This window comes from Variovorax beijingensis, assembly GCF_007828835.1.
Taxonomy (GTDB): Bacteria; Pseudomonadota; Gammaproteobacteria; order Burkholderiales; family Burkholderiaceae_C; genus Variovorax; species Variovorax beijingensis_A.
Map to the genome: position 1 here is coordinate 21359 of NZ_VIVL01000016.1, position 26565 is coordinate 47923.

Annotated in this window: 28 protein-coding genes; 19 read left to right on the forward strand and 9 right to left on the reverse strand. The window is 67.8% G+C overall.

Translation table 11 applies throughout. From position 1 onward, the window contains the following. Positions 1-112 precede the first annotated feature (112 nt). From coaBC to FB547_RS29925, 4 genes are all read left to right on the forward strand, one after another. Positions 113-1336 carry a bifunctional phosphopantothenoylcysteine decarboxylase/phosphopantothenate--cysteine ligase CoaBC gene (gene coaBC, locus FB547_RS29910; RefSeq protein ID WP_145747254.1) on the forward strand — a complete coding sequence of 408 codons (1224 nt, stop codon included), beginning with the start codon at positions 113-115 and terminating at the stop codon, positions 1334-1336. Beyond that, positions 1336-1785, forward strand: coding sequence for a hypothetical protein (locus FB547_RS29915; RefSeq protein ID WP_145747255.1), 450 nt, complete (start codon positions 1336-1338; stop codon positions 1783-1785). The genes coaBC and FB547_RS29915 overlap by 1 nt, the downstream gene beginning before the upstream one ends. A gap of 2 nt (positions 1786-1787) precedes the next feature. Further along, a complete protein-coding gene (dut, locus tag FB547_RS29920; RefSeq protein ID WP_145747256.1) occupies positions 1788-2234 on the forward strand; it encodes a dUTP diphosphatase in 447 nt (148 codons plus the stop codon). 174 nt (positions 2235-2408) lie between these two features. Further along, positions 2409-2909, forward strand: coding sequence for a glycine zipper 2TM domain-containing protein (locus FB547_RS29925; protein WP_145747257.1), 501 nt, complete (start codon positions 2409-2411; stop codon positions 2907-2909). A 79-nt stretch (positions 2910-2988) separates the two neighbouring features. Here the strand turns inward: FB547_RS29925 and FB547_RS29930 are convergent, their stop codons facing one another. Next, on the reverse strand, positions 2989-3513 hold the full coding sequence (locus FB547_RS29930; RefSeq protein ID WP_145747258.1) for a peptidylprolyl isomerase: 525 nt from the start codon (positions 3511-3513) through the stop codon (positions 2989-2991). A 14-nt stretch (positions 3514-3527) separates the two neighbouring features. Between FB547_RS29930 and FB547_RS29935 the strand changes: the two genes are divergently transcribed. The 3 genes from FB547_RS29935 (at position 3528) to FB547_RS33720 (ending at position 5547) form a co-directional block, all read left to right on the forward strand. After that, the gene (locus tag FB547_RS29935; protein ID WP_145747259.1) at positions 3528-4673 is read left to right on the forward strand and encodes a JmjC domain-containing protein; all 1146 of its coding nucleotides are present in this window, start codon (positions 3528-3530) and stop codon (positions 4671-4673) included. Beyond that, a complete protein-coding gene (locus tag FB547_RS29940; RefSeq protein WP_145747260.1) occupies positions 4663-5178 on the forward strand; it encodes a hypothetical protein in 516 nt (171 codons plus the stop codon). The genes FB547_RS29935 and FB547_RS29940 overlap by 11 nt, the downstream gene beginning before the upstream one ends. A 93-nt stretch (positions 5179-5271) precedes the next feature. After that, the gene (locus FB547_RS33720; RefSeq protein ID WP_145747261.1) at positions 5272-5547 is read left to right on the forward strand and encodes a hypothetical protein; all 276 of its coding nucleotides are present in this window, start codon (positions 5272-5274) and stop codon (positions 5545-5547) included. 81 nt (positions 5548-5628) lie between these two features. On the opposite strand, the gene FB547_RS29950 is transcribed toward FB547_RS33720, so the two are convergent. The 6 genes from FB547_RS29950 to FB547_RS29970 form a co-directional block, all read right to left on the reverse strand. Beyond that, positions 5629-6405, reverse strand: a complete 777-nt coding sequence (locus FB547_RS29950) for an MBL fold metallo-hydrolase (RefSeq protein ID WP_145747262.1) — start codon at positions 6403-6405, stop codon at positions 5629-5631. Between the two features lie 5 nt (positions 6406-6410). Then, a complete protein-coding gene (gene bamC / locus FB547_RS29955) occupies positions 6411-7505 on the reverse strand; it encodes an outer membrane protein assembly factor BamC (protein ID WP_145747263.1) in 1095 nt (364 codons plus the stop codon). 141 nt (positions 7506-7646) lie between these two features. Next, positions 7647-8573, reverse strand: a complete 927-nt coding sequence (gene dapA, locus FB547_RS29960; RefSeq protein WP_370878963.1) for a 4-hydroxy-tetrahydrodipicolinate synthase — start codon at positions 8571-8573, stop codon at positions 7647-7649. Positions 8574-8616: 43 nt separating this feature from the next. Then, positions 8617-9186 (reverse strand): class I SAM-dependent methyltransferase, encoded by a 570-nt coding sequence (locus tag FB547_RS29965; protein WP_145747264.1) that lies wholly within the window; start codon positions 9184-9186, stop codon positions 8617-8619. Positions 9187-9194: 8 nt separating this feature from the next. After that, a complete protein-coding gene (locus FB547_RS33425) occupies positions 9195-9335 on the reverse strand; it encodes a hypothetical protein (RefSeq protein WP_186454299.1) in 141 nt (46 codons plus the stop codon). A 23-nt stretch (positions 9336-9358) separates the two neighbouring features. Continuing rightward, entirely contained in the window at positions 9359-10582 is a 1224-nt protein-coding gene (locus FB547_RS29970) for an MFS transporter (RefSeq protein ID WP_145747265.1), read from the reverse strand. Positions 10583-10762: 180 nt separating this feature from the next. Between FB547_RS29970 and FB547_RS29975 the strand changes: the two genes are divergently transcribed. From FB547_RS29975 to FB547_RS29995, 5 genes are read left to right on the forward strand one after another with little or no spacing between them, the layout of a single operon-like run. After that, on the forward strand, positions 10763-12760 hold the full coding sequence (locus tag FB547_RS29975; RefSeq protein WP_145747266.1) for a DNA topoisomerase IV subunit B: 1998 nt from the start codon (positions 10763-10765) through the stop codon (positions 12758-12760). A gap of 26 nt (positions 12761-12786) precedes the next feature. Beyond that, on the forward strand, positions 12787-13677 hold the full coding sequence (locus FB547_RS29980; RefSeq protein WP_145747267.1) for a lytic transglycosylase domain-containing protein: 891 nt from the start codon (positions 12787-12789) through the stop codon (positions 13675-13677). Between the two features lie 43 nt (positions 13678-13720). Further along, complete coding sequence (locus tag FB547_RS29985) at positions 13721-14842, forward strand: Kelch repeat-containing protein (protein WP_145747268.1); 1122 nt, start codon at positions 13721-13723, stop codon at positions 14840-14842. Between the two features lie 46 nt (positions 14843-14888). Then, positions 14889-17285: a DNA topoisomerase IV subunit A gene (gene parC / locus FB547_RS29990; RefSeq protein ID WP_145747269.1), complete on the forward strand. Its 2397-nt coding sequence runs from the start codon at positions 14889-14891 to the stop codon at positions 17283-17285. Next, positions 17285-17473: a hypothetical protein gene (locus FB547_RS29995; protein WP_145747270.1), complete on the forward strand. Its 189-nt coding sequence runs from the start codon at positions 17285-17287 to the stop codon at positions 17471-17473. The genes parC and FB547_RS29995 overlap by 1 nt, the downstream gene beginning before the upstream one ends. 11 nt (positions 17474-17484) lie before the next feature. Here the strand turns inward: FB547_RS29995 and FB547_RS30000 are convergent, their stop codons facing one another. Next, the gene (locus tag FB547_RS30000) at positions 17485-18588 is read right to left on the reverse strand and encodes an MBL fold metallo-hydrolase (protein WP_145747271.1); all 1104 of its coding nucleotides are present in this window, start codon (positions 18586-18588) and stop codon (positions 17485-17487) included. A gap of 198 nt (positions 18589-18786) precedes the next feature. Here FB547_RS30000 and FB547_RS30005 point away from each other — a divergent pair, with 198 nt between their 5' ends. Next, positions 18787-20379: an esterase/lipase family protein gene (locus FB547_RS30005; protein ID WP_145747272.1), complete on the forward strand. Its 1593-nt coding sequence runs from the start codon at positions 18787-18789 to the stop codon at positions 20377-20379. Between the two features lie 69 nt (positions 20380-20448). Beyond that, the gene (locus FB547_RS30010) at positions 20449-20979 is read left to right on the forward strand and encodes a cysteine hydrolase family protein (RefSeq protein ID WP_145747273.1); all 531 of its coding nucleotides are present in this window, start codon (positions 20449-20451) and stop codon (positions 20977-20979) included. A gap of 4 nt (positions 20980-20983) precedes the next feature. Here the strand turns inward: FB547_RS30010 and FB547_RS30015 are convergent, their stop codons facing one another. After that, positions 20984-22684 (reverse strand): hypothetical protein, encoded by a 1701-nt coding sequence (locus tag FB547_RS30015; RefSeq protein WP_145747274.1) that lies wholly within the window; start codon positions 22682-22684, stop codon positions 20984-20986. 135 nt (positions 22685-22819) lie between these two features. Here FB547_RS30015 and FB547_RS30020 point away from each other — a divergent pair, with 135 nt between their 5' ends. The 5 genes from FB547_RS30020 to FB547_RS30040 are packed head-to-tail and all read left to right on the forward strand — an operon-like array spanning position 22820 to position 26561. Further along, positions 22820-23491, forward strand: a complete 672-nt coding sequence (locus tag FB547_RS30020; RefSeq protein ID WP_145747275.1) for an amino acid ABC transporter permease — start codon at positions 22820-22822, stop codon at positions 23489-23491. Positions 23492-23520: 29 nt separating this feature from the next. After that, complete coding sequence (locus FB547_RS30025) at positions 23521-24174, forward strand: amino acid ABC transporter permease (protein ID WP_021008076.1); 654 nt, start codon at positions 23521-23523, stop codon at positions 24172-24174. 49 nt (positions 24175-24223) lie between these two features. Then, positions 24224-25030 carry a transporter substrate-binding domain-containing protein gene (locus tag FB547_RS30030; protein ID WP_145747276.1) on the forward strand — a complete coding sequence of 269 codons (807 nt, stop codon included), beginning with the start codon at positions 24224-24226 and terminating at the stop codon, positions 25028-25030. A gap of 32 nt (positions 25031-25062) precedes the next feature. Further along, on the forward strand, positions 25063-25818 hold the full coding sequence (locus tag FB547_RS30035) for an amino acid ABC transporter ATP-binding protein (RefSeq protein ID WP_145747277.1): 756 nt from the start codon (positions 25063-25065) through the stop codon (positions 25816-25818). Beyond that, positions 25818-26561 (forward strand): sugar phosphate isomerase/epimerase family protein, encoded by a 744-nt coding sequence (locus FB547_RS30040; protein WP_145747278.1) that lies wholly within the window; start codon positions 25818-25820, stop codon positions 26559-26561. Before FB547_RS30035 ends, FB547_RS30040 begins: the two co-directional genes overlap by 1 nt. Positions 26562-26565 lie beyond the last annotated feature (4 nt).

Below are 26565 nucleotides of genomic sequence, written 5' to 3' on the forward strand. Positions count from 1 at the left end.
ACCAGAGATCCGGGCAGTGGGAAATTGCGATTATAGGTGTCCCCTTTGCGCCCCTCCGGGCCAAGGGCATCCCGTTCCTGATCTTGTCGGTATGTGAGCAACAATATGACTCATGCAAGATCTCGCCGGCAAACACATCGTCCTGGGCCTTACCGGTGGTATCGCCTGCTACAAATCGGCGGAGCTGTGCCGACTGTTCGTGAAGGCCGGCGCCACGGTCCAGGTCGTGATGACCGAGGCGGCCGAGCAGTTCATCACCCCGGTCACGATGCAGGCGCTCTCGGGGCGTACCGTCTACACCTCGCAGTGGGATGTGCGCGAGCCCAACAACATGCCGCACATCAACCTGAGCCGCGAGGCCGACGCCATCGTGCTGGCGCCCTGCAGCGCCGACTTCATCGCACGGCTGGTGCAGGGCAGGGCCGACGACCTGCTGAGCCTGATGTGCCTCGCGCGGCCGATGGACCGCGTGCCGCTCTTGATCGCGCCGGCCATGAACCGGGAGATGTGGGCGCATCCTGCCACCCAGCGCAACCTGAAGCAGGTGTCGGCCGACGGTGCCACGGTGCTGGGCGTGGGCAGCGGCTGGCAGGCCTGCGGCGAGACGGGGGACGGCCGCATGCTCGAGCCGGCGCAACTGCTCGAGGACATCACGGCCTTCTTCGTGCCAAAGCTCCTCGCGGGCCAGAAGGTGCTGGTGACCGCGGGCCCCACCTTCGAGCCGCTCGATCCGATACGCGGCATCACCAACCATTCGTCCGGGAAGATGGGATTTGCCATTGCGCGCGCCGCGCGCGAGGCCGGCGCCGAAGTCACGCTGGTGGCCGGTCCGGTGCACCTGCCGACGCCGCGCGGGGTGAGCCGCATCGACGTGCTTTCCGCGCAGGACATGCTCGAAGCCACCCTTCATGCCGCGCAGTCCGCTAGCATTTTTGTAGCGACGGCCGCGGTCGCCGACTGGCGGCCCGCCACCCACAGCGAGCAAAAGATCAAGAAGGACGGCAGCGGCAAGACGCCCGTGCTCAATTTCGTCGAGAACGCCGACATCCTGCTGGCGGTGGCCCAAAGCGAGCGCGCGCAGTCCCGCAAGCTGTTCTGCGTGGGCTTTGCGGCCGAGAGCGAGAACCTGGCCGAGCACGCCAAGGCCAAGCGCGAGCGCAAGGGAATTCCGCTGCTGGTCGGCAACATCGGTCCGCTGACCTTCGGGCAGGACGACAATGCGCTGCTGCTGGTGGACGCAACGAGCACGCGCGAACTGCCGCGTGCGCCCAAGCTCACCCTGGCACGCGAACTCATGACCGAGATTGCCGCCCGGCTGCCTGACTGGAGAGTCTGATGAACCCCCAATGGAACACGCCGCCCAATGGCGATTTCGCCAGCTACGTCGAGCGGCTGTCGGCCCAGGCCGCGTTGCCGAAGCGGGCAGCGCACGAGGGCGACCACGGGCTGGACGTGGGCATCACGCCCGCCCCGGGCGCGCAGGGCGCGGCGGCCGCCGCCGCCCAGCGGCGCGAATCGTCAAACGGCGATACCTCCGCGCCAGGCGCCGGAGCGTTGCCACCCGCGGCGCTCAAGATCATGGCCGCCGTGGGGGCTGTGGTGCTGCTGGCGCTGTGGTCGGCCGGCGTGTCGCTCGTCGTGCTGGTGTTGCTGGCGGGCGCGGCTTTCTGGCTCGCCAGCAAGTTGAAGGGGCTGAAGCTTTCACCCGGCGTCGCCAAGTGGCAGCAGGTGCTCGAGGAAGCCGCCCGCAAGCAAAGAGAACAGCAACAGAAGCAAGGCAAGTAGAAGTGAAAGTAGACGTTCGTATCCTCGACCCACGCATGGTGGACCAATTGCCCGCCTATGCCACCCCCGGCAGCGCAGGGCTCGACCTCAGGGCCTGCCTCGATGCGCCGGTCACGCTGGAACCCAACGCCTGGCAGCTCGTGGGCACCGGCATTGCGATCCACCTGGCCGACCCGGCCTATGCGGCGCTGATCCTGCCGCGCTCGGGCCTGGGCCACAAGCACGGCATCGTGCTCGGCAACCTCGTGGGGCTGATCGACAGCGACTACCAGGGCGAACTCAAGATCAGCGCCTGGAACCGCAGCGACACGCCTTTCGTGCTCCAGCCGATGGAGCGGCTCGCGCAGCTCGTGATCGTGCCGGTGGTGCAGGCGCAGTTTCGCGTGGTCACAGAATTTGCAGCTTCGCAACGCGGCGAAGGGGGCTACGGCTCCACCGGCAAGCACTGACCGTTCCTCGTCCTCGCCCGGCTTGGTGTCGGGCCCGTAAAGACCGGAACTGACGGTTCGCGGCGCGCTCTTACGTTTCGGTGTGTGTCTTGCGTCATCCCCACAGCGGGCAAGACGTTGGATACAGGCTTTGGCGCATCGGGATGCGCCGATTTATCCGAGGAGCCTCTCAACATGAAAATTTCAACGCGCTTCGTTTCCATTGCCGCTTCCGTGGTGGCGCTTGCCACGCTCACGGCCTGCGTTGCTCCCGCGCCGGTCTATCACACCACGCGCTATCCCTACCAGGCGCCGCCGCAGGCCGTTCCCTACCAGGAGGCGGCCTATGTCGAATACGGCCACGTGGCCAACATCGAGGTGCTGCGCAGCGAAACCGCGGGCACCGGCACCACCGGCGGCGGCGCCGTGGCGGGCGGTGTGCTCGGCGGCGTGGTGGGCAACCAGTTCGGGCACGGCAGCGGCCGCGCCGCGGCCACCGCCCTGGGCATCGTGGGCGGTGCGCTGCTGGGCAACACCATCGAGGGACAGGCCAGCGGGCCGCGCGCCTACGAGAGCTACCGCATCTCGGTGCAGACCGACCGCGGCGGCTACCGTGCCTTCGACGTGCAGCATCCGGGCGACCTGCGCATCGGCGACCGCGTGCGCATCGACAACGGCCAGATCTCGCGCATGTAGCAGCGGGTGTGCCGCAGCAAGCAAAAAGCCGGGCACTGCCCGGCTTTTTGCTTGCTGCCGTGGTTTGCTCAGCCGGCAGTCAGTGCAGCAGGTCGTTGCCCGGCGCGGTTGGCGGCACCTTGAAGAAGGCTGTGCCCGCCGTGCCGCGGCCGACTTCTTCTTCGGTGGCCTCGCGCACCGAGCGAACCGTGATGTCCAGCCGGACAGCGATGCCGGCGAGCGGATGGTTGCCGTCGAGCACCAGGTGGTCCGGATAGATCTCGGCCACCGTGTAGATCACGTCCTTGGGCATGGCGTCGCTCACGCCTGCGGGCAGGGCGGCACCGTCGAAGGTCATGCCTTCCTCGGTGCCTTCGGGGAACAGCGAGCGCGGCTCCAGAAAGAGCAGCTGGTCGTTGAAGTCGCCGAAGCCCTGTTCGGGCTCGAGCTGCAATTGCACCCGTGCGCCGGGCTCGTGGCCCATCAGGGCAGCTTCGATCACGTCGAAGAGGTCATCGCCCCCCACCATGAATTCCACCGGTTCGTCGAGCACGTCCAGCACTTCGCCCAGGGTGTCTTTCATCGTCCAGGTCAGGCCGACCACGCATTGTTCAGAGATTTCCATTGCAGAATTCTCCCATGGAGATTACACAACCGCTGCCGTTGCTCGGCGGCCTGAGCGCCGCGCAGTTCATGCGGCGGCATTGGCAGAAGAAACCGTTGCTGGTGCGCCAGGCCATACCCGCCATGGTGCCACCGATAGAGCGCAGCGCGCTCTTTGCCCTGGCCGAGCGCGAGGACGTCGAATCGCGCCTCATCCGCCACGGCAAGGCCGGCTGGACGCTCAGGCACGGGCCGCTCGCACGGCGCGCGCTGCCGCCGCGCAAGCAGCCGGCCTGGACGCTGCTGGTGCAGGGCGTCGACCTGCATCACGACGGCGTGCATGCGCTGCTGCAGCAGTTCCGCTTCCTGCCCGATGCGCGGCTCGACGACCTGATGATCAGCTATGCGAGCGATCAGGGCGGCGTGGGCGCGCATTTCGACAGCTACGACGTGTTCCTGCTGCAGGCGCAGGGCAGGCGGCGCTGGTCGATCGGCCGGCAGAGCGACCTGCGCCTGCAGCAGGGCGTGCCGCTCAAGATCCTCGAGAACTTCGAGCCCGAGCAGAGCTTTGTGCTCGAACCGGGCGACATGCTGTATTTGCCGCCGCGCTATGCGCACGACGGCGTGGCGGTCGGCGACGACTGCATGACCTGCTCCATCGGCCTGCGATCCTCCGCGGCCGGCGAGCTTGGCGCCGACCTGCTGGCGCGCGTGGCGCAGGCGTATGCGGAGGCCCTGGAAGATGCAGGGCCCGCCGAGCTGGCGCGCTACCGCGATCCGACGCAGCCCGCGGTCGAGGCGCCGGCCGCCATGCCGGCCGCGCTGCAGGCTTTTGCGCGCAAGGCGGTCGATGCCGCGCTGCGCGATCCGGACGCCGTCGACCGCGCGCTAGGCGAATCGCTGACCGAACCCAAGGCCAATGTCTGGTTCGATCCGCAAGGCGCCGAGGTGCCGGCCGAACTGCACGCCGTGGCGCTCGACCGCCGCACGCGCATGCTCTACGACGCGCGGCACCTCTACATCAATGGCGAGAGCTTTCGCGCAGGCGGCGCCGATGCAACGCTGATGCGGCGGCTGGCCGACCGGCGCGCGCTCGGGCCGCGCGAACTGGCGCGCGCGAGCGACGGCGCACTCGCACTGCTGGCCGAGTGGTGCGAAGCGGGATGGGCCCATGCCGAGTGAGAGTTCCGCAGCGGCCGCGCCGGCCTTGCCCGAAGGGCGCTTCGATGGCCCCGAAGCCTTCGCAGGCATGGTGCGGGCCGCGCTGTCGAGCGCAGCCCGGCAGGGGTGGAGGGAGCTGGTCTTCTGCGATCCCGACTTCGCCGACTGGCCGCTCGGCGAGCGGGCCAGCATCGAGGCGCTCCAGGCCTGGTCGGCCACGGGCCGCCGCTTCGTGCTGCTGGCGCAGCGCTTCGATGCGGTCGAACGTTCACATGCGCGCTTCGTCGCATGGCGGCGCACCTGGGATCACATCATCGAATGCCGCGCGGTGCGTGCAGAGGCGGGCAGCACCGCGCTGCCGAGCGCCATCTGGACGCCCGGATGGTTCGCCCACCGCACCGATGCCGAGTACAGCCGTGGCCTGTGCGGCGCCGATCCGCGTGCGCGGCGCGAACTGCGTGAAACCATCGATGAGTCGTGGCGAGCGGGCGTTGCCGCATTTCCGGCGTCGACACTGGGCTTGTAAGCCAATGCCGCGAATGAGGCCACGAGACACAAACGGGCAGCGATGCGGGTCTAGAATTTTTTCGTTCTGACATCCATTGCCAAAGGAGTTTCCATGAAGAAGTCATCGTCCGTCCTGCTCGCTTCGTTGATCGCCGCTGCCGCGCTCGTGGCCTGCGGAAAGAAAGAGGACGCCGCGCCGGCGGTTGTGACACCCCCGCCCGCTCCGGTGACCGAGCCGGCACCGCCGCCGCCGGCAGCTGCGCCGGCCCCGTCGACCAGCACCGATTCGTCGGCCGCAACCACGCCTTCGCCGGGTGCATCCTCGGCGCTGGACGCCGCCAATGCCGCGACCGAGGCTGCCAAGAAGAACGAAGCACCGAAGCAATAAACCGGGTGTTCATTCACCCCAGCAAAAAGCCGCCTCGTGGCGGCTTTTTGCATGGAGGCGCGGAACAGGGCCGCACCGCGATCAGACGTCCAGCCAGGGCGAGCCTTCCGACGCACTGGCCGTGAGCATCTCGGCCTCGTGCCCGCCGAGGGCTTCGGCCATCAGGCGCCGCACGATGTCGGGACGGTTGTTCTGCTCGCTCAGATGGGCCGCGACCACGTGGCGCAGACCGTCGTGGCGCACCGCGCGCGCGATTTCCGCAGCCGCATCGTTCGAAAGGTGCCCGTGCCTGCCGCCGACGCGCAGTTTCAGGAAGGCCGGATAGGCCGAATTGGCGAGCAGTTCGCTGTCGTGGTTGAACTCGAGCAGCAGCGCATGCACGCCGTGGAGGCGGGCCAGCACATGTGCGGTGGCATGGCCCAGGTCGGTCAGCACGCCCAGCGTGCGCGCGCCGTCGGAGCAGCGAAGCTGCAGCGGCTCGCGCGCATCGTGCGGCACGGTGAAGGGTCGCACCGCAATGTCGCCGACCGCAAACTCGGCATCGTCCCGCGCCAGGTTGAGCCGGCCTTCGAAGTCGCGCGCCCCGGTGGCCAGCCAGGTGCCTTCGCTCATCCAGACGGGAATGCGGTTGCGCCGCGACAGCGAGTGGGCGCAGCCGATGTGGTCGCCGTGCTCGTGGGTGACGAAGACCGCATCGATGTCGCCGGCTGCGAGGCCGGCCCTGGCAAGCCGCAGATCGAGTTGCCGCAGGCCGAATCCGCAATCGATCAGCAGCCGCGAGGTGCGGCCGCCGCTGGTGGATTCCACCACCGCGGCATTGCCCGTGCTGCCGCTGCCGAGGCTTCGGAAGCGGAGCATGCGGCTTACTTCAGGTCGTCGGCAATGACCTGGACGATGCGCTGCGCGTTGGCCGAGGTTTCGGGCGCGCCGTTCGCGTTCAGCACCGAGACCGTGGTGCTCTCGCCCCGGCCGCCCTTCACGAGGATACGGAACTTGATCGGTGCTTCGTTCTTCTCGGAGCTGCCGAACAGCTTGCCGAAGAAGCCGGGCTCCTTCTTGTCGGGGTTCGGGGTCACGTAGCGCACGTAGTAGATGCCGGCGCTGCGGTCGCGGTCTTCCACGGTGAAGCCGGTGCGGTCGAGTGCCAGGCCCACGCGGCGCCATGCGCGGTCGAAGCCTTCGCTGATCTGCACGACCGGCTGGCCGCCCACGTTGGCGACGGCGGCGGTCTTGGACGGTGCGGTGGTGGCGGCCAGGATCTTCGACTGCTCTTGCGTCACGCCGAGCTTGACCATCAGGCGGCGCAGGAACTCGGTCTCGAGTTCAGGGTCGCTCGGACGGGGCTGCCACACGGTCTGGTCCTGGCGGCTGTTGTTGTAGACCTCCTGCATGCCGCGGTGGCTGATGAAGATCTCGGTGCCCGTGGGCGTGCGCTCCAGGCGCGTGCGGAAGCGGTCGAGTTCGCCGGTCGAGTAGACCGAGTCGACCAGCTTGCCCAGCGTGCCGCGGATGATGTCCTGCGGCAGCTTGGCGCGGTTCTCGGCCCAGTCGGTTTCCATGATGCCGAGGTTGCGCTGCTCGGTGGTCAGGAGGAAGCCGCTTTCCTGCCAGAAGTCCTTCACCGGGTCCCAGAGCTGGTCGGGCGAGCGGTTGATGACGATCCAGCGCTGCGTGCCCGAGCGCTCCATGCGCACGTCGCCGATGTTGGCCACCGCGGTGGGAATGCCCGGCGCGTTGGCCGCGCCGGCCTGGTAGGCGTTGGCCGTGACCGCACCGCCCGGCACCGCGTAGCGGTTCTCGCGCGAGAGCTGCGACAGGTCGGGCGGGACTTCGAGCGTCGGGGCCTTGCCGGCGCTCTTGTAGTCGATCTTGTCGCTCTCGAGAACGGAGCAGGCGGCGAGGCTGACAACGAGGGTGGCCAGCAGTGCAGCTCGCGAAATGTGCGAAAGGTTCTTCAACGTCGTCTTCCTTGTTGGAATGGGTTCGGTCAATCTGTGGGCCGCTTTGCCCGCACTCTCTGAGCGCGGTTCAGGCAAAAGGTTGCGTAACCTCGATGCGGCAGGGGGAAAGAGATCGGGGGTGTCGGGAAGAATGCCGGGTCAGCCCTTGAGCAGGCCGGTGGCGCGCAGGGCGGCTTCGACCACGGGCCGGTTCGTTTCCGCCAGCTCGGTGAGCGGCAGCCGCAATGCGCCGCCGCACAGGCCGAGCCTGGACATGGCCCACTTGAGCGGGATCGGATTGGGTTCCACGAACAGGTGGCGGTGCAGCGGCATCAGCTCGAACTGGATCTGCATGGCCCGCCGCACGTCGCCCGCGATGGCCGCGACGCACAGCTCGTGCATCTTGCGCGGCGCGATGTTGGCCGTGACGCTGATGTTGCCCTGGCCGCCGCAGAGCATGAGTGCCACCGCGGTCGGGTCGTCACCCGAGTACACGGCAAAGTGCTTGGGCAGGTCGCGGATGAGCCATTGCGCGCGCTCGATGTTGCCGGTGGCTTCCTTGATGCCGATGATGCCCGGCACCTGCGCGAGGCGCAGCACGGTGTCGTGCGCCATATCGGCCACGGTGCGGCCGGGCACGTTGTACAGCACGGTGGGCAGGTCGCCCACGGCTTCGGCGATGGCCTTGAAGTGCTGGTACTGGCCTTCCTGCGTCGGCTTGTTGTAGTAGGGCACGACCTGCAGCTGCGAATCGGCGCCCACGCCCTTGGCGAACTTGGCGAGCTCGATCGCTTCCTTGGTCGAGTTGGCGCCGCAGCCGGCCATCACGGGCACGCGGCCCTTGGCCTGTTCGACCGCCACGCGGATGATTTCGCAATGCTCTTCCACGTCGACCGTGGGCGATTCGCCGGTGGTGCCGACCACGCCAAGGCAATCGGTGCCTTCGTCGATGTGCCAGTCGATCAGCCGGCGCAGGGCGGGGTAGTCGACACTGCCGTCGTCGTGCATCGGCGTGGCAAGAGCGACGATGCTGCCTGTCAGTTGCTCCAAGGGGAATCTCTCTGTCGGGTGGACGAAAGCGCCGATTCTACTTACTCCGGCGTCCCCGGAAACGGCGGCCCCGACGGGCTCAGTTTCCCTGCAGCAGATGGCGTGGGGGCTGGCCCGCGCCGGCATCGCCGGCACGGATGGCCGCGATGCGCTGCACGAAGCGCGCCGGTTCGGCAAGGAAGCCATCCTCGTAGGCCACCACGCGCAAATCCTTGCATGCGGCCAGCAGTTCGCCGGGCTGCAGCAGGAAGTCGGGCCGCGAGGGCTTGCCCACCGTCTCATTGCCGGCCGCAAAGGTTTCATACAGCAGCACGCCGCCCGGCGCGACCGCGGCCACGATGTCCGCCATGCGCGGGCGCCACAGGTAGTTGGTGACGACCACCGCGCCGAAGGCCTGGCCCGCGAACGGCCAGGGGCCGGCCTCGATGTCGGCGGCCAGCACGCGGCCGAAGGCGCCCGCGGCTTCGGCGGCTTCCACCGAGCGGTCCACGCCCGTCACCGCATGCCCGCGCGCCGCGAACCACCGCATGTGCCGTCCGTGGCCGCAGGCCACGTCGAGCACGGCAGCCCCGGGGGCGAGCAGGTGCGACCACCGCACGATCCATTCCGACGGCGCTGTTCCGCCATGCGGAGGTGCTGCATTTTTCATAGCAATCATCAGAAGCAGGACCAGACCTGGTCGACCAGCGTCACCAGGAAATCCGGGTGCACGTAGAGCGCAAAGACGCCGCCCAGCGCCGCCAGCGCGGCCGCCAGCCAGCCGGCCTGCACGAGGCGGTGGCGCATCTGCGGAATCATGGGGCCATTGTCCTTCGCCAGGATCAGCCGGGCACGGCGACCGGCCGGCCGCCGCGCGCAATGGCGCTTTCCTTCACCGGCAGGTTGATCAGCGCCGCGAACACGCCCAGCGCGATCGCGATGTACCAGACGATGTCGTAGCTGCCCGTGGTGTCGTACAGATAGCCGCCCAGCCAGACGCCGATGAACGAGCCGACCTGGTGGCTCAGGAACACGAAGCCGCTGAGCATCGACAGGTGCGCCACGCCGAAGATGCCCGCGATGATCGCGTTGGTGGCGGGCACCGTCGACAGCCACAGGAAGCCCATGGCCGCCGAGAACACGTACACGCTGAGCGGCGAGATCGGCGCCAGCAGGAACAGCGCGATCGAGACCGCCCGCGCAAGGTAGATGGCCGCCAGGATCTTTCGCTTGGCCAGCTTCTGGCCCAGCAGCCCGACCGTGTAGGTGCCGAACACGTTGAAGAGCCCGATCAGCGCGAGTGCATAGCCCGCCACCTCGGCCGGCAGGCGCTGGTCGCGCAGGTAGGTCGGCATGTGGATGCCGATGAAGGCGAGCTGGAAGCCGCAGACGAAGTACCCCGCCATCAGTAGCCCGAAGCTCGGATAGCGGAAGGCCTCGCCCACCGCCTGCAGCACCGACTGGTCGCGGTGCCCCGCGAGCGCGCCGCGCTGCGGCTCGCGCAGGCCGAAGGCCAGCGGCAGGATCACCAGCGCCAGCATCGCCACCGCCGCGAGCGCGCTCTGCCAGCCCAGCTGCCTGATGAGCAGCCCCTCGATCGGGGCCAGCAGGAACTGCCCGAAGGAGCCGGCCGCCGCCGCCACGCCCATGGCCCAGGAGCGCCTTTCGGCCGGAATCTGGCGCCCGATCACGCCATAGACGACGGCATAGGTGGTGCCGGCCTGCGCCGCGCCGATCAGCACGCCGGCGCTCAGCGTGAACAGCAGCGGCGTGGGCGAATACGCCATGCCCAGCAGGCCCAGCGCATACAACGCCGTGCCGGCGACAAGCACCCGGAAGGCGCCGAAGCGATCGGCCACCATCCCCGCGAACACGCCGAAGATGCCCCACGACAGGTTCTGCACGGCCAGCGCGAACGAAAAGGTCTGGCGGCTCCAGTCCTGCGCCTGCGTGATCGGCTGCAGCCAGAGGCCGAAGCCGTGGCGGATGCCCATGGAAAGCGTGACGATCATGGCGCCGCAGATCAGCACCTGCTTGACCGAGAGAGTGGGAGAGGAGGCTTGCATGCCGTCGAATGTAGCGACTCGGGTACTTTGGCGGGCGCGCTGGCGGCCAAGGCCATTGATGATTTGTGGCGCCGGCTTTGATGCGCGCCGCGCATCAAAGCCGGCGGCCCGGCCGTGAACGCGCAGTGTGCCTGTATGGGTATCCAGTTGTTTGGTGGCGACTGACTACAATCCGCCCCCATGGCGACTCCCCCCAAGACTCCCCCCAGTTCATCGTCCGCGTCCTCCGGGTACTCGGAAGGTTCCATCCGCGTGCTCAAGGGCCTCGAGCCCGTGAAGCAGCGCCCGGGCATGTACACCCGGACCGACAACCCGCTGCACGTCATCCAGGAAGTGCTCGACAACGCCGCCGACGAGGCGCTGGCGGGCCATGGCAAGAAGATCAAGGTCACGCTGCATGCCGACAACTCGGTCAGCGTCGAGGACGACGGCCGCGGCATTCCCTTTGGCCTGCACCCTGAAGAAAAAGCCCCGGTGGTCGAACTGGTCTACACCCGGCTGCACGCCGGCGGCAAGTTCGACAAGGGTTCGGGCGGCGCCTACAGCTTCTCGGGCGGCCTGCACGGCGTGGGCGTGTCGGTGACCAACGCGCTGTCGAAGCGCCTCGAAGTGACGACGCACCGCGAGGGTTCGGTCGCCAGGCTGGCCTTCAGCGGCGGCGACGTGATCGAGCCGCTGCAGGTGCGCAAGCTCGAGGCCGGCGAGCGCAAGCAGGGCACCACCGTGCGCGCCTGGCCCGACGCCAAGTATTTCGAGACCGCGGCGCTGCCGATGGCCGAGCTCACCCACCTGCTGCGCAGCAAGGCCGTGCTGATGCCGGGCGTGAGCGTCACCCTCACGGTCGAGAAGACCAAGGAAACGCAGCAGTGGCTCTACAAGGGCGGCCTGAGCGACTACCTCATGCAGACGCTCAACGGCGACCCCGTGATCCCGCTGTTCGAAGGCAGCGGCCATGCCGACAAGAACGCCGACAACTTTGCCGAGGGCGAGGGCGCCGACTGGTGCGTGGCCTTCACCGAAGACGGCCAGCCGGTGCGCGAGAGCTACGTCAACCTGATTCCCACCAGCGCCGGCGGCACGCACGAGAGCGGCCTGCGCGACGGCCTGTTCACCGCGGTGAAGGGCTTCATCGAATTGCATTCGCTGCTGCCCAAGGGCGTGAAGCTGCTGCCCGAGGACGTGTTCGCGCGCGCCTCGTACGTGCTGAGCGCCAAGGTGCTCGACCCCCAGTTCCAGGGGCAGATCAAGGAGCGCCTCAATTCGCGCGATGCCGTGCGCCTGGTGTCGAGCTTCGTGCGCCCGGCGCTCGAGCTCTGGCTCAACCAGCACGTCGACTATGGACGCAGGCTCGCCGAACTCGCCATCAAGGCCGCGCAGACGCGCCAGCGCGCCGGCCAGAAGGTCGAGAAGCGCAAGGGCTCCGGCGTGGCCGTGCTGCCCGGCAAGCTGACCGATTGCGAGAGCAAGGACACCAGCCACAACGAAGTCTTCCTGGTCGAGGGCGATTCGGCCGGCGGCAGCGCCAAGATGGGCCGCGACAAGGAGAGCCAGGCCATCCTGCCGTTGCGCGGAAAGGTGCTCAACACCTGGGAGGTGGAGCGCGACCGGCTTTTTGCCAACACCGAAATCCACGACATCTCGGTGGCCGTGGGCGTCGATCCGCACGGCCCCGCCGACACGCCCGACATGAGCGGCCTGCGCTACGGCAAGATCTGCATCCTCTCCGATGCCGACGTGGACGGCTCGCACATCCAGGTGCTGCTGCTCACGCTGTTCTTCCGCCACTTTCCGAAACTCATCGAAGCCGGCCACGTGTATGTCGCAAAGCCGCCGCTGTTCCGCGTCGATGCGCCCGCGCGCGGCAAGAAGCCGGCTTCCAAGGTCTATGCGCTCGACGAGGGCGAACTCACGGCCACGCTCGATAAACTGCGCAAGGACGGCGTGCGCGAAGGCGCCTGGAGCATCAGCCGCTTCAAGGGCCTGGGCGAAATGAGCGCGGAACAATTGTGGGAAACCACGCTCAATCCCGATACCCGGCGCCTGATGAAGGTCCAATTGGGGCGCTTCGACTTCAGCTCCACCCAGGGCGAGATCACCAAGCTCATGGGCAAGGGCGAGGCAGCCGCCCGGCGCGAATTGATGGAACTGCGCGCCGACGATGTCGATATCGATGTTTGACCACCCTCGTGAAAATTCCAGACCTCATGCGTCCGTTGCTCCTGGCCCTGCTGCTGTGTGCGCAGCAGGGGCTCGCGCACGCCGCTGACGTCTACGGCTACATCGACAGCAAGGGCGTGGCGCACTTCGCGTCGGAAAAGATCGACGAGCGCTACCAGGTCTTCTTTCGCCGCGGCCAGAGCTTCGATACCGCGCAGGGCCTGGCGCCGTTCGCGCGCGGAGGGCGCAAGCTCGACGGAAAGGTGCCGCAGGCCTCGCAGACCCTGCTGGCGCTGTTCGAAGCCTCGCCAAGCTACAAGACCGCCAAGGCCGCGCTGCGCGATGCGGCCAACAAGCATTCGATCGACTACGAATTGCTGCAGGCGCTGATCGCCACCGAATCGGGCTTCGATGCCCAGGCCGTTTCGCCCAAGGGCGCGATGGGTCTCATGCAGCTCATGCCGGCCACCGCGCAGCGTTATGGCGTCGCGGCCGACAAGCGCAGCACCATCGAGAAAAAGCTGTTCGATCCGCGCGTCAACATTGCCGCGGGCTCGCGCTACCTGCGCGACCTGATCGCGATGTTCCCGGGCCAGATCGAACTGGCGCTGGCCGCCTACAACGCAGGCGAAGGCGCGGTACAGCGCGCGGGCAACAAGATTCCCAACTACAAGGAAACGCAGAACTACGTGCAGACGGTGCTGCAGCTCTATGCCTACCTGAAGCCGTCGGCGGCGGGATCGTCGGCCGTGGCAGGCGGCAGCGGGCGCGGCGGCAAGACGCCGGGGCGCATCCGCATGGAGCTCACGGTGCCCAAGGGCGGCGCCCTGGGCCGTGGCAACATGCCGCCCGATTCGCCGGGCGCCATGCCGGCCATGCCCGATGCGCCCGAGTCATCGACGGTGCCGGACGGCGGTTCGGACACGCCGGTGTCCTGATGGCCCGCCCCGCCTTTGCTCGCCGATGAAGGAGCCCTTTTTCGTGCACCGCCGAAGCTTCGTTCTTGCGACTGCCGCCTGCGCGGTGGCCGGTGCCGCGCGCGCGCAGCACGCGGCCACGCATGACACGCTGCCGCCGGCGTCTTCGTCGAAGGAGCCCTACGCGCGGCTGCAGGGTGGCGTTCCGCACCACATGACGCCCGAGCAGGAAGCCCAGCGCGTCACGGACAGCCCCGCACCGGCCGGCCCGGCGGGGCGCTGGGAGCCGCGCGCGGCGCTGCCCATTCCGCGCAGCGAGATGGCCTGGGCCACCGCGGCGCAAGGGCGCATGCACGTGGTCGGCGGCTATGGCGAGGGCGCGGTCAACCGCGACTACCACCACATCTACGATCCCAAGGCCGACCGCTGGCTCGACGGCGCACCGCTGCCGCGCGGCGCCAACCACGTGGCGGTGGCGGCCGATGGCGACCGGGTCTACGCCCTGGGCGGCTTCGTCGAGCAGAACCGCCGCTCCGACACCCACGCCTACGTCTACGAGATCGCAGCCAACCGCTGGAGTGCCATCGCACCGCTGCCACGCCCGCGCGGTGCCGCGGCCGCGGTGATGCAGGGCGGCGTGCTGCACCTGATCGGCGGCGCCTCCGAGCCTGCCGCCGAACGCGCGAGCGTCGGCTGGCACGAGGTCTACGACCCCAAGACCGATCGCTGGTCCTCTGCCAAGCCGCTGCCCGGCGCGCGCGATCACGTGGGCTGCGTGGCGCACGGCGGCCAGATCCACGTGATCGGCGGGCGCTTCAACACCTTCGAATACAACACCGACCTGCACCACGTCTACCTGTCCGCGCGCGACACCTGGGAGCTGCGTGCGCCGCTGCCCACGGCGCGCTCGGGCCATGGCCTCGTGGTGTACCGCGGCCGCTTCTTCGCGATGGGCGGGGAGGGCGGCTTTCTGGTGGGCGGCGTGCCGCGGCAGGCCAAGGTGTTCGGCCAGATGGAAAGCTACGATCCCGTGGCCGACAGCTGGCAGCGCCATGCGCCGATGCCCACGCCGCGCCATGCGGTGGGCGCCGCGGTGATCGGCGACTGGATCTACGTGGCCGGCGGCGGCGCGGTGCTCGGCGGCGCCGTGCAGTCCGCCGTACACGAGGCTTTCACACTGGGCTGAGCGCGCAAGCGCACGGCCCGCAACCGTTTCTCTTTCTCTCTTCTCCATGGACGACTCCCAACCTCCGCTCGATCTCCAGGGTCCCACCGACGGCGACACCACCCTCACGCTGGCCGACTACGCGCAGACCGCCTACCTCGAATACGCGCTCAGCGTGGTCAAGGGCCGCGCGCTGCCCGACGTGTCCGACGGGCAGAAGCCCGTGCAGCGGCGCATCCTGTATTCGATGTCGCGCATGGGCCTGGGCTTCGGCGGCGCCAACGGCACCGTGGGCGCCAAGCCGGTCAAGAGCGCGCGCGTGGTCGGCGACGTGCTCGGCCGCTTCCACCCGCACAGCGACCAAGCCGCCTACGACGCGCTGGTGCGCATGGCGCAAGACTTTTCGCAGCGCTATCCGCTGGTCGACGGCCAGGGCAACTTCGGCAGCCGCGACGGCGACGGCGCCGCGGCCATGCGCTACACCGAAGCGCGCCTGGCCCGCATCACCAGCCTGCTGCTCGACGAGATCGACGAAGGCACGGTCGACTTCATTCCCAACTACGACGGCAGCACCGAGGAGCCGCGCCTGTTGCCCGCGCGGCTGCCTTTCACGCTGCTCAATGGCGCGAGCGGCATCGCGGTCGGCCTGGCCACCGAGATCCCGAGCCACAACCTGCGCGAGATCGCCGATGCCTGCGTGGCGCTGATCAAGTCGAACGGCAAGCTCAGCGACGAGGAACTGCTGCAGATCGTGCCCGGCCCCGACTACCCGGGCGGTGCGCAGATCATCAGCGGGCCGGCCGACATCGCCGACGCCTACCGCACCGGCCGCGGCTCGCTCAAGGTGCGCGCGCGCTGGAAGATCGAGGACCTCGCGCGCGGCCAGTGGCAGCTCGTGGTCAACGAGCTGCCGCCGGGCGTGAGCACGCAGAAGGTGCTCGAGGAAATCGAGGAAATCACCAACCCGAAGGTCAAGGCCGGCAAGAAGGCGCTCTCCGCCGACCAGACCCAGCTCAAGGCCGCGATGCTCTCGGTGCTCGACGTGGTGCGCGACGAATCCAGCAAGGACGCCGCGGTGCGCCTGGTGTTCGAGCCCAAGACCTCGCGCATCAGCCAGGAAGAGTTCATTACCACGCTGCTCGCGCAGACCTCGCTCGAGACCTCGTCGCCGATCAATCTCACGATGGTGGGCATCGACGGCAAGCCCACGCAGAAGTCGCTGCGCCAGATGCTCAACGAGTGGATCGCGTTCCGCGAGGTCACGGTCGAGAAGCGCTCGCGGCACCGGCTGGGCAAGGTGCAGGACCGCATCCACATCCTCGAGGGCCGGCAGCTGGTGCTGCTGAACATCGACGAGGTGATCGCGATCATCCGCGCGGCGGAAGACCCGAAGGCCGCGCTCATCGCGCGCTTCAACCTCAGCGAACGCCAGGCCGAGGACATCCTCGAAATCCGGCTGCGCCAGCTCGCGCGGCTCGAAGCCATCAAGATCGAACAGGAGCTCAAGGGCTTGCGCGACGAGCAGAAGAAGCTCGAAGACATCCTCGGCAGCCCGGCGGCGCTGCGCCGCCTGCTGGTGAAGGAAATCGAGGCCGATGCCAAGACCTTCGAGGACCCGCGCCGCACGCTGATCCAGGCCGAGAAGCGCGCCGTGGCCGAACTGAAGGTGGTCGACGAGCCGGTGACCGTGATCGTCTCGCAGAAGGGCTGGGTGCGTGCGCAGAAGGGCTGGGCCAGCGAGAAGAACGGTGCCAACGGCACTGCGGCGCCCGAATACAGCTTCAAGTCCGGCGACGCGCTCTACGGCGCCTTCGAATGCCGCAGCGTCGACACGCTGCTGGTGTTCGGCTCGGCCAAGGACAAGAGCGTGCGCGTCTACACCGTGCCCGTGGCTTCGCTGCCCGGCGCGCGCGGCGACGGCCAGCCCGTGACCACGCTGATCGAGCTCGATGCCGGCACGCACGTCACGCATTTCTTCGCGGGCCCGGTAGGCGCCAGCCTGCTGCTGGCCAACACCGGCGGCTACGGCTTCATCGCCACCGTCGAGAACATGATGTCGCGCCAGCGCGGCGGCAAGGCCTTCATCGACGTGGGCGAGGGCGAGCAGCTCTGCCGCCCCTCGCTGGTGGGCGGCGCGAGCGGCGCGGAGCCGATGCCGGCCGCCACGCACGTGGCCTGCGCCTCGACCGGCGGCCGCATCCTGACCTTCGACATTGCCGAGCTCAAGAGCCTGCCCAAGGGTGGCCGCGGGCTCACGCTGATCGACCTCGACGCCAAGGACACGCTGGCGGGTGCCGCGGCCTACACGCGCAGCGTGAAGATCGAAGGCATCGGCCGCGGCGGCAAGGAGCGCGATGAAACCCTGGAAATCCGCACGCTCAACAATGCGCGCGGCAGCCGCGCGCGCAAGGGCAAGGCGGCCGACCTCGGCTTCAAGCCGACGGGCATCGTGCGGGTGCTGTGATGGGCGGCATCGACATCAGCGTCATCGGCCTCGTCGTTGCACTGGTCACGGGCCTTGCCAGCTTCTGGTTCGGCCGCCGCATGCGCCTGAAGCGCGGGGCCAGGAAGCGCGAGAAGGACCGCATCGCGGCGCAGGCCAGCGAGACCCGGCAGCAGCGCCGGGCGCGCGAGCGCAAGGAACGCGGCTAGCGCCTGTTTTCCTAGCGCAGGCCCTGCCACCAGCGCTCGTTGGTGCGCGCCTTGCCCACCGTCAGCACCTCGCCGATCACCGGCGTGGCCAGCTCGATCTTCTTTGCCTGCGAAAGATCGGCAATACGGTCCAGCGGATCGTGCCAGGTGTGGAAGGCGAGGTCGAAGGTGCTGTTGTGCACCGAATAGAGCACCTTGCCGCGCAGGTCCTCGAAGGCCTGCACGCTCTGCTCGGGCGTCATGTGGACGGCGGGCCAGTAGGCGTCATAGGCGCCGTTTTCCATCAGCGCCAGGTCGAAGCCGCCGAAGCGTTCGCCGATCTGCTTGAAGCCCGCAAAGTAGCCCGAGTCGCCGCTGTAGAAGATGCGCTGGCCGCCGCTTTGCACCACCCATGAGGCCCACAGTGTGCGGTCGCGGTCGGTCAGCGTTCGGCCCGAGAAGTGCTGCGCCGGCGTGGCGGTGAGCTTCACGCCGTCGTGTTCGCCGCCTTGCCACCAGTCGAGCTCCGTCACCCGCTCCGCGGGCACGCCCATCGCCACCAGCCGCGCGCGCACGCCCAGCGGCACGAAGTAGCGCTGCACGCGCTGCGCGAGGTACTCGATGGTGGCCACGTCGAGGTGGTCGTAGTGGTCGTGCGAGAGGATCAGGCCTTCGATCGGCGGCAACTGCTCGAGCGTGAGCGGCGGCTTGTGGAAGCGCTTGGGGCCCACAAAGGTGAACGGCGATGCGCGCTCGCTGAACACCGGGTCGATCAGCCAGTACTTGCCCTGCAGCTTGAGCAGGTGCGACGAATGGCCGAGCCGCACCACGTGGTTGGCCTTGGGGTCGAGCGCTTCCAGGTCGGCGGTGGCCAGCATGCGCACCGGAATCGGATCGACCGGCACGGTGCCCACCTTGTCGCCGACGATGAAGCGTGACCAGATCCGCCAGCCGCTGGCCGAAGGCAGCACGTCCGGATTCGGCAGGTTCTGGAAGCTGCAGCCCTTGAACTGCGGCGATGCGTCGTAGCGCGCCTCGCATCCGCTGTTGCTGGAACAGCCCGCGACCAGTGCGCAGCCGGCCGCAAAGAGCGAGGTGCCATAACTGCGAAGACGGTGCTTCAGAAAGGAGATCATGGCGAGGTGTTGTCGGGTTTTTGCGGCGCGAGCTTAGCCGCCGCGTGGCGGCCAATGGTTTCAACGGCAGAAACATTCGGCGCACAGGGGCATTCCCGTGCCGCTTGTCGTAGGCCATGCGTTCTATGGCTGCCTGCGGGATCGCGCGGCACACTGAAGCGCGCCACGTTCCGCGGGCTTCAAGGAGGCGATCACACCATGAGCAGCAACCGCTATCCCATCATCTACGTGCGCGGCTATGCCATGACAGAGGCCGAGCGCGACGACACCGCCGCCGATCCGTTCTGCGGATTCAACGTGGGCTCCACGGTCTACCGCGCCACAGTGAAGAAGGATGCGCCGGCGCAGAAGTTCGTCTTCGAATCGCCGGTGGTGCGCCTCCTGGCCGACTTCCAGTACCAGAGCGTCTACCAGAACGGCCTGGACATTCTCGACAACGACTGGAAGCCTTCGCCCGACGAAACCGGCAAGGACGTGGACGGCATTCCGGCCGCCTCGATCGTCATCTACCGCTACTACGACAGCGGATCCGAATTGCTCGGCGACGGCAAGTCGCGCGACGTGAAGGTGTATGCGCAGGGTCTGAGCAAGCTGATCCTTCGCGTGCGTGACCTGGTGGCGCTGCGCGAGGGGCCCGCTTTTGCAGCGGCCGATTTCCGCTGCTACCTGGTGGCGCATTCGATGGGCGGGCTGGTGGTGCGTGCCTTCCTGCAGAACCCGGCGCTCGGCGATGCGGCGGCGCGCGCCTGCGTCGACAAGGTGTTCACCTACGCCACGCCGCACAACGGCATCGACATGGGCGGCATCAACGTGCCGGCCTGGCTCACGGCCAACGAGATGAACACCTTCAACCGCGAGCGGATGTCGGAGTTCCTGGCCACGGCGCCGGTCGACGGCCGCATGGACTACCTGCCGGCGGCCGCATTTCCGGCCGAGCGCTTCTTCTGCATGGTGGGCTCCAACCGCGGCGATTACGAGGCCGCCAAGGGCCTCTCGCGCATGTTCGCGGGCCACGGCAGCGACGGACTGGTGCGCATCGAGAACGCCTCGCTCTGGTCCATCGACGATGCGAAGCGCAGCAAGCCGGTGGCCACCGCCTACGCCTTTCGTTCGCACTCGGGCTACTTCGGCATCGTCAATTCCGAGGAGGCCTACCAGAACCTGGTGCGTTTTCTCTTCGGCGACGTGCGCGTCGATCTCTGGTTCGAGGTCGAGGGCGTGACCCTGCCGCCGGACCTGCCCAAGGACGCCGATATCGACGCGCTCTACCAGGTCGAGCTTTTGGCCGCGCCGCGCGGCAAGCGCTGGTACCTGAGCCGGCGCGTGGCCGAAGAGGATTCGCCCGCCTGCCGCACGCACAAGGAGCTGACCGACCCCGAGAAGCCCGAGCGCCGCTCGATCTATCTCTCGACCGTGTTCCTCGCCAACAAGGCGCGCGTGAAGCAGGACCGGCCGACGCTGGCCTATGCCATGACGCTCGGCGTGCGCGTGCCCGACTACCAGGTGAACAAGAAGTTCTGGCTCGACGGCCATTACGAAGGCAGCTCGCTGTTCCGCGACACGCTGGTGATCGAGATCGCGCCGCCCCGGGCCGACGACCCGGCGCAGAACTGGAACGTGAAGTACGGCTGGCAGACAGACACCGCGGGGCAGGCGTCGCTGCCGATCAGCCCGAAGCAGCTGGCCGACGGCAAGCTGCAGTTCATCGTGCCGCTGTCGAGCCTGGGCGCGGCACCGGCGGCGCCCGGCATCAGCGGCAAGGTGCGGCTGGAGGTGAGCGCCTGGAGTTGAAGAAAGCGCCCTCCGGCGGGCACCGGCGTCATACTCGGGGCGGTCCAGGGTCCTGCCTTCTCCTCCCCCATGAAAACTGCCGTTCTCGTCATCGACATGCAGCGTGGCCTCTATGACGACCTGCCGCGTCCCCACGAGGCCGCCGAGGTTGCGCAGCGGATCAATGGCCTCACCGCGCGTGCCCGTGCCGCGGGCGTGCCGGTGGCTTTCATCCAGCACGAGAACGCCGTCGACCTCGAATTCGATTCCGAGCGCTGGCAGCTTTCCGGCGCGCTGGAGGTCGATCCAGGCGACACCAAGATCCGCAAGGCCACGGCCGATTCGTTCCTGCGCACGCCGCTGCAGGCATGGCTCGCGGGGCATGGGGTGCAGTGCGTGGTGCTCTGCGGCTACTCGTCGGAGTTCTGCGTGGACACCACCGCGCGGCGTGCCGCTGCGCTGGGCTACGAGGTCGTGCTCGCGGCCGACGCGCACACCTCGCACGACAAGCCGCACGCCACCGGCGACTTCATCCGCGCCCACCACAACGCCACGCTGTCGGACATCACGAGCTTCGGCGTGCCGATCCGCGCGGTGCCCAGCGCGAAGATCGTGTTCTGACCGTTCAATCCGCGCCGCGCCGCCACACGCGCGCGAGCGCGGCCAGCTTGCCCCTGAAGCTCAGCCGGTCGTTCGACAGCGCGTCGATGAAGTCCGACAGCCGCTGCGACTTCACCATGGTGTAGATCGTGAGCCAGGTCGTGAAGACGAACACCACGCCGAACCAGAGCGCCTTGCGCCACAGCGGCGCATCGGCCTCGGCCAGCAGGTTCATGCCGAGGAAGCCCGTCGTCACCGTGCCGATCAGGCCGAACAGCGTGACCACCGTGAGCCGCACCACGGTACTGGCCTGCCGGCGCAGGCTGTCGGCGTCCAGGTAGGTGTTCATGTCGGCGATGCGCGCCTTGACCTCGTCGTAGAGTGGGTCGAGCCCGAGGTGCGCGGTGCACATGTGGGAGAGCGCGCGCACCTGCGCCTGCTCCGAGATCTCGTGGAACCAGTAGCGGTGCGTGAAGCGCAGGAAGCGCTCGAAGCTCGAACGGATCGCGCGCTTGAACTGCTTCACGCTCGGCGTGCTGTGGATGTCGAGCCGCTTGAGCGCCTCGACCAGCTGGTCCGAGAACATCAAGAGCGCCGCCTTCTGGAAATGCGCAATCAGGAACAGCAGGAAGTGCTGGTGGCGGAACTGCGCGAGCACGCCGCGGTCGCGGCAGCAGAAGAACTCCGAGCGGGCATCGCCCACCACGATCAGCGCATGGCCGTTGCACAGGTAGCGCGTGTTCGGCGCGGCGCCCGCATCGACCCAGAAGCGGTCGTAGCAGTAGCGGCGTTCGAAGTCCTCCAGATGCTGCTCCGCGTAGGGCAGGTGGGCGCGTTGCGCTGCATCGGCCTCGGCGGCGCCGGTGACGAGCCCGAGCCGGATGAAGTCGTTGCGCGAGAGGCGCTTGGGATCGTCGAGCGAAAGGTAGGCCATCAGCGGCATGCGGTAGTACTCGATCTGCCGGTAGCGCAGCGCGCCGGGCTCGTCGGAATGGTCGCTCACGAGCGGCTGCATCAGGTAGGCCCAGTGGGCCGAGATGCGCGGTGCGCGGTGCTGGGCCACGTGCGAGAGAAAGGCTTCGCGCTGCTGCGCATCCGAGCGCGCGAGCACACGGCCGTCGGCGGCCAGCCATTCGACGCTGGCCATGCAATGCAGCGCGCCGCCCTCGGCGTTCCAGCCCGCGGGGTAGGCGCGGCCGAAGCGGTAGAGCAGGTCCTGCGCCTGTGCAAGGCTCAGGTGGTTGGCGCCGACCTCCAGGTTCAGCAGCACCACGTCGATGTCGAAGAAGAAATACAGGTCGCAATGCACCACGTCGAGCGTGATCGGCGCGTCGCCCTGCTGTGCCACCACGCGCACGGCCGCGATGTCGTGGCGGCGGAAGATGCGCATCGGCGAATCGCCGTCGCTGCCGGTGTCCGCGCCGTCCTTGTTCTTCGAGCGGCCCTCGCCGTAGAGAAAGCGCTGCACGTAGGGCAGGAAGCTCACGAACTCGTTGTAGTGCCGCTCGTGGAAGCGGCTGCTGTCGCCGGTGTATTCGTCGATCTCCTCGCGCCAGGGCGAGGCTTCGCCCATCTCGCGCAGCAGGTGCCAGGGGCCGTGGTGCGTGGGCTTGGCGTCAGGCGCCGGCACCAGCCGCAAGGGCCAGAGCAGGGCCTGCCGGAAATGCTGCACGGCAGGGGGTGCAACTGTCCCTGCGGACGCGATGGCCTCGGATGTATTCAGCATCGCGCGAGTGTAGGCAGAAGGGCTGTCGAAACACTGACCTAGGGAAATCCCTGGCTTGGCCTGAAACCGGTTTCATATAAGCTGCAAGCATTGCTTTCGAGGCATGCGCGCGGCCATGCCGTGCTCGCCCCACCCATGAACTACCAGTTTCAATTCGACGCCGTCTTCGCTGCCTGGCCGCTGCTGCTCAAGGGCACCTGGATCACGATCCAGCTCTCGCTCGTGGCCACGCTGCTGGGCCTCGTGGTCGCGATTTTTTGCGCCTGGGGCAAGACCTCGGGGCCGGGCTGGCTGCGCTTCATCGTCAACGCCTACATCGAGGTGATCCGCAACACGCCGTTCCTCGTGCAGCTGTTCTTCTTTTTCTTCGCGCTGCCGGCCATCGGGCTGCGCTGGTCGCCGCAGACGGCGGCGCTGGTGGCCATGGTGGTGAACCTTGGCGCCTACGCCACGGAAATCATCCGCGCGGGCATCGAGTCGATTCCCAAGGGGCAGATCGAGGCGGGCAGGGCGCTCAACCTCAAGCCCTGGGAGATCTTCCGCTTCGTGATCATCAAGCCCGCGCTCAAAGCCATCTACCCGGCGCTCACGAGCCAGTTCATTTTGCTGATGCTGAGCTCGGCCGTGGTGTCGGTCATCTCGGCCGACGACCTGACCTCGGTGGCCGCCAACCTGCAGTCGCAGACCTTCCGCAGCTTCGAGATCTACATCGTGGTGGCCGCCATCTACCTGGCGCTGGCGCTGGCCTTCTCGGCGATGTTCAAGCTGATCTACAAGCGCACGCTCAACTACCCGGACCGCCGGTAGCAGGCCCCAGAGCGGAGCAGGAAAAAAACATGCGTACCTTCGGCTTTCCCGAATTCCTTTTCATCCTCGAAGCGGCCAAGTGGACGCTTGCGCTGTCGGCCATCGCCTTCGTGGGCGGCGCCATCCTGGGGTTGATCATCGCGCTCATGCGCACGTCGGAGTCGGCGTGGGCGCGCGGCGTGTCGACCACCTTCATCCAGATCTTCCAGGGCACGCCGCTGCTGCTGCAGCTGTTCCTGGTGTTCTTCGGCGCGCCGGTGCTGGGGCTGGACATCAACCCCTGGGTGGCGGCCGGCGTCGCGCTCATCCTGAACAGCGCCGCCTTCCTCGGCGAGATCTGGCGCGGCTGCATCGAGGCCATTCCGCGCGGCCAATGGGAAGCCGCCGAGGCGTTGAGCCTCAAGTACAGCGCCCGCATGCGCGACGTGGTGCTGCCGCAGGCGCTGAAGATCGCGCTCGCGCCCACGGTGGGCTACGTGGTGCAGATCATCAAGGGCACGTCGCTTGCCGCAATCATCGGCTTCGTCGAGGTCACGCGCGCCGGGCAGATCGTCAACAACGCCACCTTCCAGCCGCTGGTTGTGTTCTCGGTGGTGGCTGCCATCTACTTTGCGATCTGCTGGCCGCTGTCGCTGCTTGCTGCGCGCATGGAGCGCAAGCGTGCCCGTGCGTTGGCCCGCTGATTCCTTTCCCTTTCTCATTGCTTCCTTCTTTATCCAGGAGACACTTTCCATGACCCGTATCACCACCCGCCGCGCAGCGCTGGCAGCCCTCGCATCCCTGGGACTGGGCGCCGCGCTCACCGTGTTCGCACCCTTCGCCTCGGCACAGACCGTGGCGGACATCAAGAAGAAGGGCGAGATCACCATCGGCATGCTGGTCGACTTTCCGCCCTACGGCACCACCAATGCGCAGAACCAGCCCGACGGCTACGACGCCGACGTGGCCAGGCTTCTGGCCAAGGACTGGGGCGTCAAGGCCAACATCGTGCCGGTGACCGGCCCGAACCGCATTCCCTTCCTGCTGACCAACAAGGTCGACGTGCTGGTCGCCTCGCTGGCCATCACGCCCGAGCGCGCCAAGCAGGTGCAGTTCTCGCAGCCCTACGCGGCCGCGACCATCGTGCTGTATGGCGCCACCAAGACGCCCATCAAGGCGGCCGGCGACCTGAAGGGCCTGCGCGTGGGCGTGGCCCGTGCTTCCACGCAGGACGTGGCCGTGACCAAGGCCGCGCCCGAAGGCACCGAGATCCGCCGCTTCGACGACGACGCCTCGGCCATGCAGGCGCTGATCTCGGGCCAGGTCGACGCGATCGGCTGCTCGGTCACCGTGGCGGCGCAGATCGCCAAGCGCGTGCCGGCCGGCACCTACGAAAACAAGTTCACGCTGGTGCAGCAGTCAATGGGCATCGCGATGCGCCCGGGCCAGGAAGAGCTGACCAAGGCCGTGAACGAATTCGTCGCGAAGAACACCGCCAACGGCGAGCTCAACAAGCTCTACCAGAAGTGGCTGCAGGCCGACCTGCCCAAGATGCAGTGAGCCGCCGAGGCTGAAGAAGAAGGAATCCTGGCATGACGACGGAATCGATCATCCGCATGGAAGCGGTCAACAAGTGGTACGGTGAATTCCAGGTGTTGACCGGCATCGACCTGTCGGTGCGCCAGGGCGAGCGCATCGTGATCTGCGGGCCTTCGGGCTCGGGCAAGTCCACGCTCATCCGCTGCATCAACCGGCTCGAAACGGTGCAGAAGGGCCGCATCGTGGTCGACGGCATCGACCTCACGGCCGGTGGCAAGAACGTCGACGCGGTGCGTGCCGAAGTGGGCATGGTGTTCCAGCAGTTCAACCTGTTCCCGCACCTCACCATCCTGGAGAACTGCACGCTCGCGCCGATGCGTTCGCGCGGCATGACCAAGGCGCAGGCCGAAGAAGTGGCCATGAAATACCTCACGCGCGTGCGCATTCCCGAGCAGGCGAACAAGTACCCGAGCCAGCTCTCGGGCGGACAGCAGCAGCGCGTGGCGATTGCGCGCGCGCTGTGCATGTCGCCCAAGATCATGCTGTTCGACGAGCCCACCTCGGCGCTCGATCCCGAGATGGTCAAGGAAGTGCTCGACACCATGATCGGCCTGGCCGAAGACGGCATGACCATGCTGTGCGTGACGCACGAGATGGGCTTTGCCCGCAGCGTGGCCGACCGGGTGATCTTCATGGCCGACGGTAGGATCGTCGAGCAGGCGCCGCCGCAGGAGTTCTTCGGCCACCCGAAGGACGAGCGCACGCGCCAGTTCCTCGGCCAGATCCTGAGCTCGCACCAGGCGCACTGATGACCCTTCAGGTATTGGTTTCTCTGTCGTCCTTCGGTGCGGCCGAGGTGGGGCGGCATGGCCAGCTCTGGTGCGCGCAGATGGCGCTGGAGGCCGGCGCCGATTCGGTCGAGGTGCGCGGAGAGATGCTGCGCAACGCCGAGGCGGAGCTGCCTTTGCTGGCGGGCCTGGCCTCGGTGTATTCGAGCCCCGAGGGGCTCTGGGCCGAAGGCGGCTGGCTCGACAGCGCAGCGCTGGCACGCGGCATTGCCGCCGCAACCCGGCTGGGTGCCCGGCGGCTCAAGATGTCGATCGGCGACTTTCGCGCGTCTTCGCATGGCTCGCTCTGGGGCCTGAAGGTGCAGCTTGCCGAAACCCGCGTCGAACTGCTGATCGAAAACGACCAGACCGTGCGCGCCGGCACGCTGCCCGCGCTGCAGGCCTTCTTCGATGCGGCAGACCGCGCCGGTGTCGAACTGGGCATGACCTTCGACATGGGCAACTGGCACTGGCTCGGCGAGTGTCCGCTGCAGGCCGCACAGGCGCTGGGCCGCCGCGTGCGCTACGTGCATTGCAAGGGCGTGCAGCGGCTGCCGCACAAATGGGTGGCGGTGCCGCTGGCCGACTCGGCCGCGCCGTGGCGCGCGGTGCTGCGTGCGCTGCCGGCCGACGTGCCGCACGCCATCGAATATCCTCTGGCGGGAGACGACCTGCCGGCCGTCGTGCGCGCGCAGGTCGACTTCATCCGCGCCGCGCGGGCCTAGGGAG

Bases quoted from the DNA above. Each gene is read 5' to 3' on its own strand.
- FB547_RS29925 (WP_145747257.1), top strand. From the start codon at position 2,409: ATGAAAATTTCAACGCGCTTCGTTTCCATTGCCGCTTCCGTGGTGGCG.
- FB547_RS30030 (WP_145747276.1), top strand. From the start codon at position 24,224: ATGACCCGTATCACCACCCGCCGCGCAGCGCTGGCAGCCCTCGCATCC.
- FB547_RS29935 (WP_145747259.1), top strand. From the start codon at position 3,528: ATGGAGATTACACAACCGCTGCCGTTGCTCGGCGGCCTGAGCGCCGCG.
- FB547_RS29970 (WP_145747265.1), bottom strand. From the start codon at position 10,582: ATGCAAGCCTCCTCTCCCACTCTCTCGGTCAAGCAGGTGCTGATCTGC.
- FB547_RS30025 (WP_021008076.1), top strand. From the start codon at position 23,521: ATGCGTACCTTCGGCTTTCCCGAATTCCTTTTCATCCTCGAAGCGGCC.
- FB547_RS30005 (WP_145747272.1), top strand. From the start codon at position 18,787: ATGAGCAGCAACCGCTATCCCATCATCTACGTGCGCGGCTATGCCATG.
- FB547_RS33720 (WP_145747261.1), top strand. From the start codon at position 5,272: ATGAAGAAGTCATCGTCCGTCCTGCTCGCTTCGTTGATCGCCGCTGCC.
- FB547_RS29950 (WP_145747262.1), bottom strand. From the start codon at position 6,405: ATGCTCCGCTTCCGAAGCCTCGGCAGCGGCAGCACGGGCAATGCCGCG.
- FB547_RS30010 (WP_145747273.1), top strand. From the start codon at position 20,449: ATGAAAACTGCCGTTCTCGTCATCGACATGCAGCGTGGCCTCTATGAC.
- FB547_RS29930 (WP_145747258.1), bottom strand. From the start codon at position 3,513: ATGGAAATCTCTGAACAATGCGTGGTCGGCCTGACCTGGACGATGAAA.
- FB547_RS29995 (WP_145747270.1), top strand. From the start codon at position 17,285: ATGGGCGGCATCGACATCAGCGTCATCGGCCTCGTCGTTGCACTGGTC.
- coaBC (WP_145747254.1), top strand. From the start codon at position 113: ATGCAAGATCTCGCCGGCAAACACATCGTCCTGGGCCTTACCGGTGGT.
- FB547_RS30020 (WP_145747275.1), top strand. From the start codon at position 22,820: ATGAACTACCAGTTTCAATTCGACGCCGTCTTCGCTGCCTGGCCGCTG.
- FB547_RS29980 (WP_145747267.1), top strand. From the start codon at position 12,787: ATGCGTCCGTTGCTCCTGGCCCTGCTGCTGTGTGCGCAGCAGGGGCTC.
- FB547_RS29965 (WP_145747264.1), bottom strand. From the start codon at position 9,186: ATGAAAAATGCAGCACCTCCGCATGGCGGAACAGCGCCGTCGGAATGG.
- parC (WP_145747269.1), top strand. From the start codon at position 14,889: ATGGACGACTCCCAACCTCCGCTCGATCTCCAGGGTCCCACCGACGGC.
- FB547_RS29915 (WP_145747255.1), top strand. From the start codon at position 1,336: ATGAACCCCCAATGGAACACGCCGCCCAATGGCGATTTCGCCAGCTAC.
- FB547_RS30035 (WP_145747277.1), top strand. From the start codon at position 25,063: ATGACGACGGAATCGATCATCCGCATGGAAGCGGTCAACAAGTGGTAC.
- FB547_RS29975 (WP_145747266.1), top strand. From the start codon at position 10,763: ATGGCGACTCCCCCCAAGACTCCCCCCAGTTCATCGTCCGCGTCCTCC.
- FB547_RS30040 (WP_145747278.1), top strand. From the start codon at position 25,818: ATGACCCTTCAGGTATTGGTTTCTCTGTCGTCCTTCGGTGCGGCCGAG.
- FB547_RS30015 (WP_145747274.1), bottom strand. From the start codon at position 22,684: ATGCTGAATACATCCGAGGCCATCGCGTCCGCAGGGACAGTTGCACCC.
- FB547_RS30000 (WP_145747271.1), bottom strand. From the start codon at position 18,588: ATGATCTCCTTTCTGAAGCACCGTCTTCGCAGTTATGGCACCTCGCTC.
- FB547_RS29940 (WP_145747260.1), top strand. From the start codon at position 4,663: ATGCCGAGTGAGAGTTCCGCAGCGGCCGCGCCGGCCTTGCCCGAAGGG.
- FB547_RS33425 (WP_186454299.1), bottom strand. From the start codon at position 9,335: ATGATTCCGCAGATGCGCCACCGCCTCGTGCAGGCCGGCTGGCTGGCG.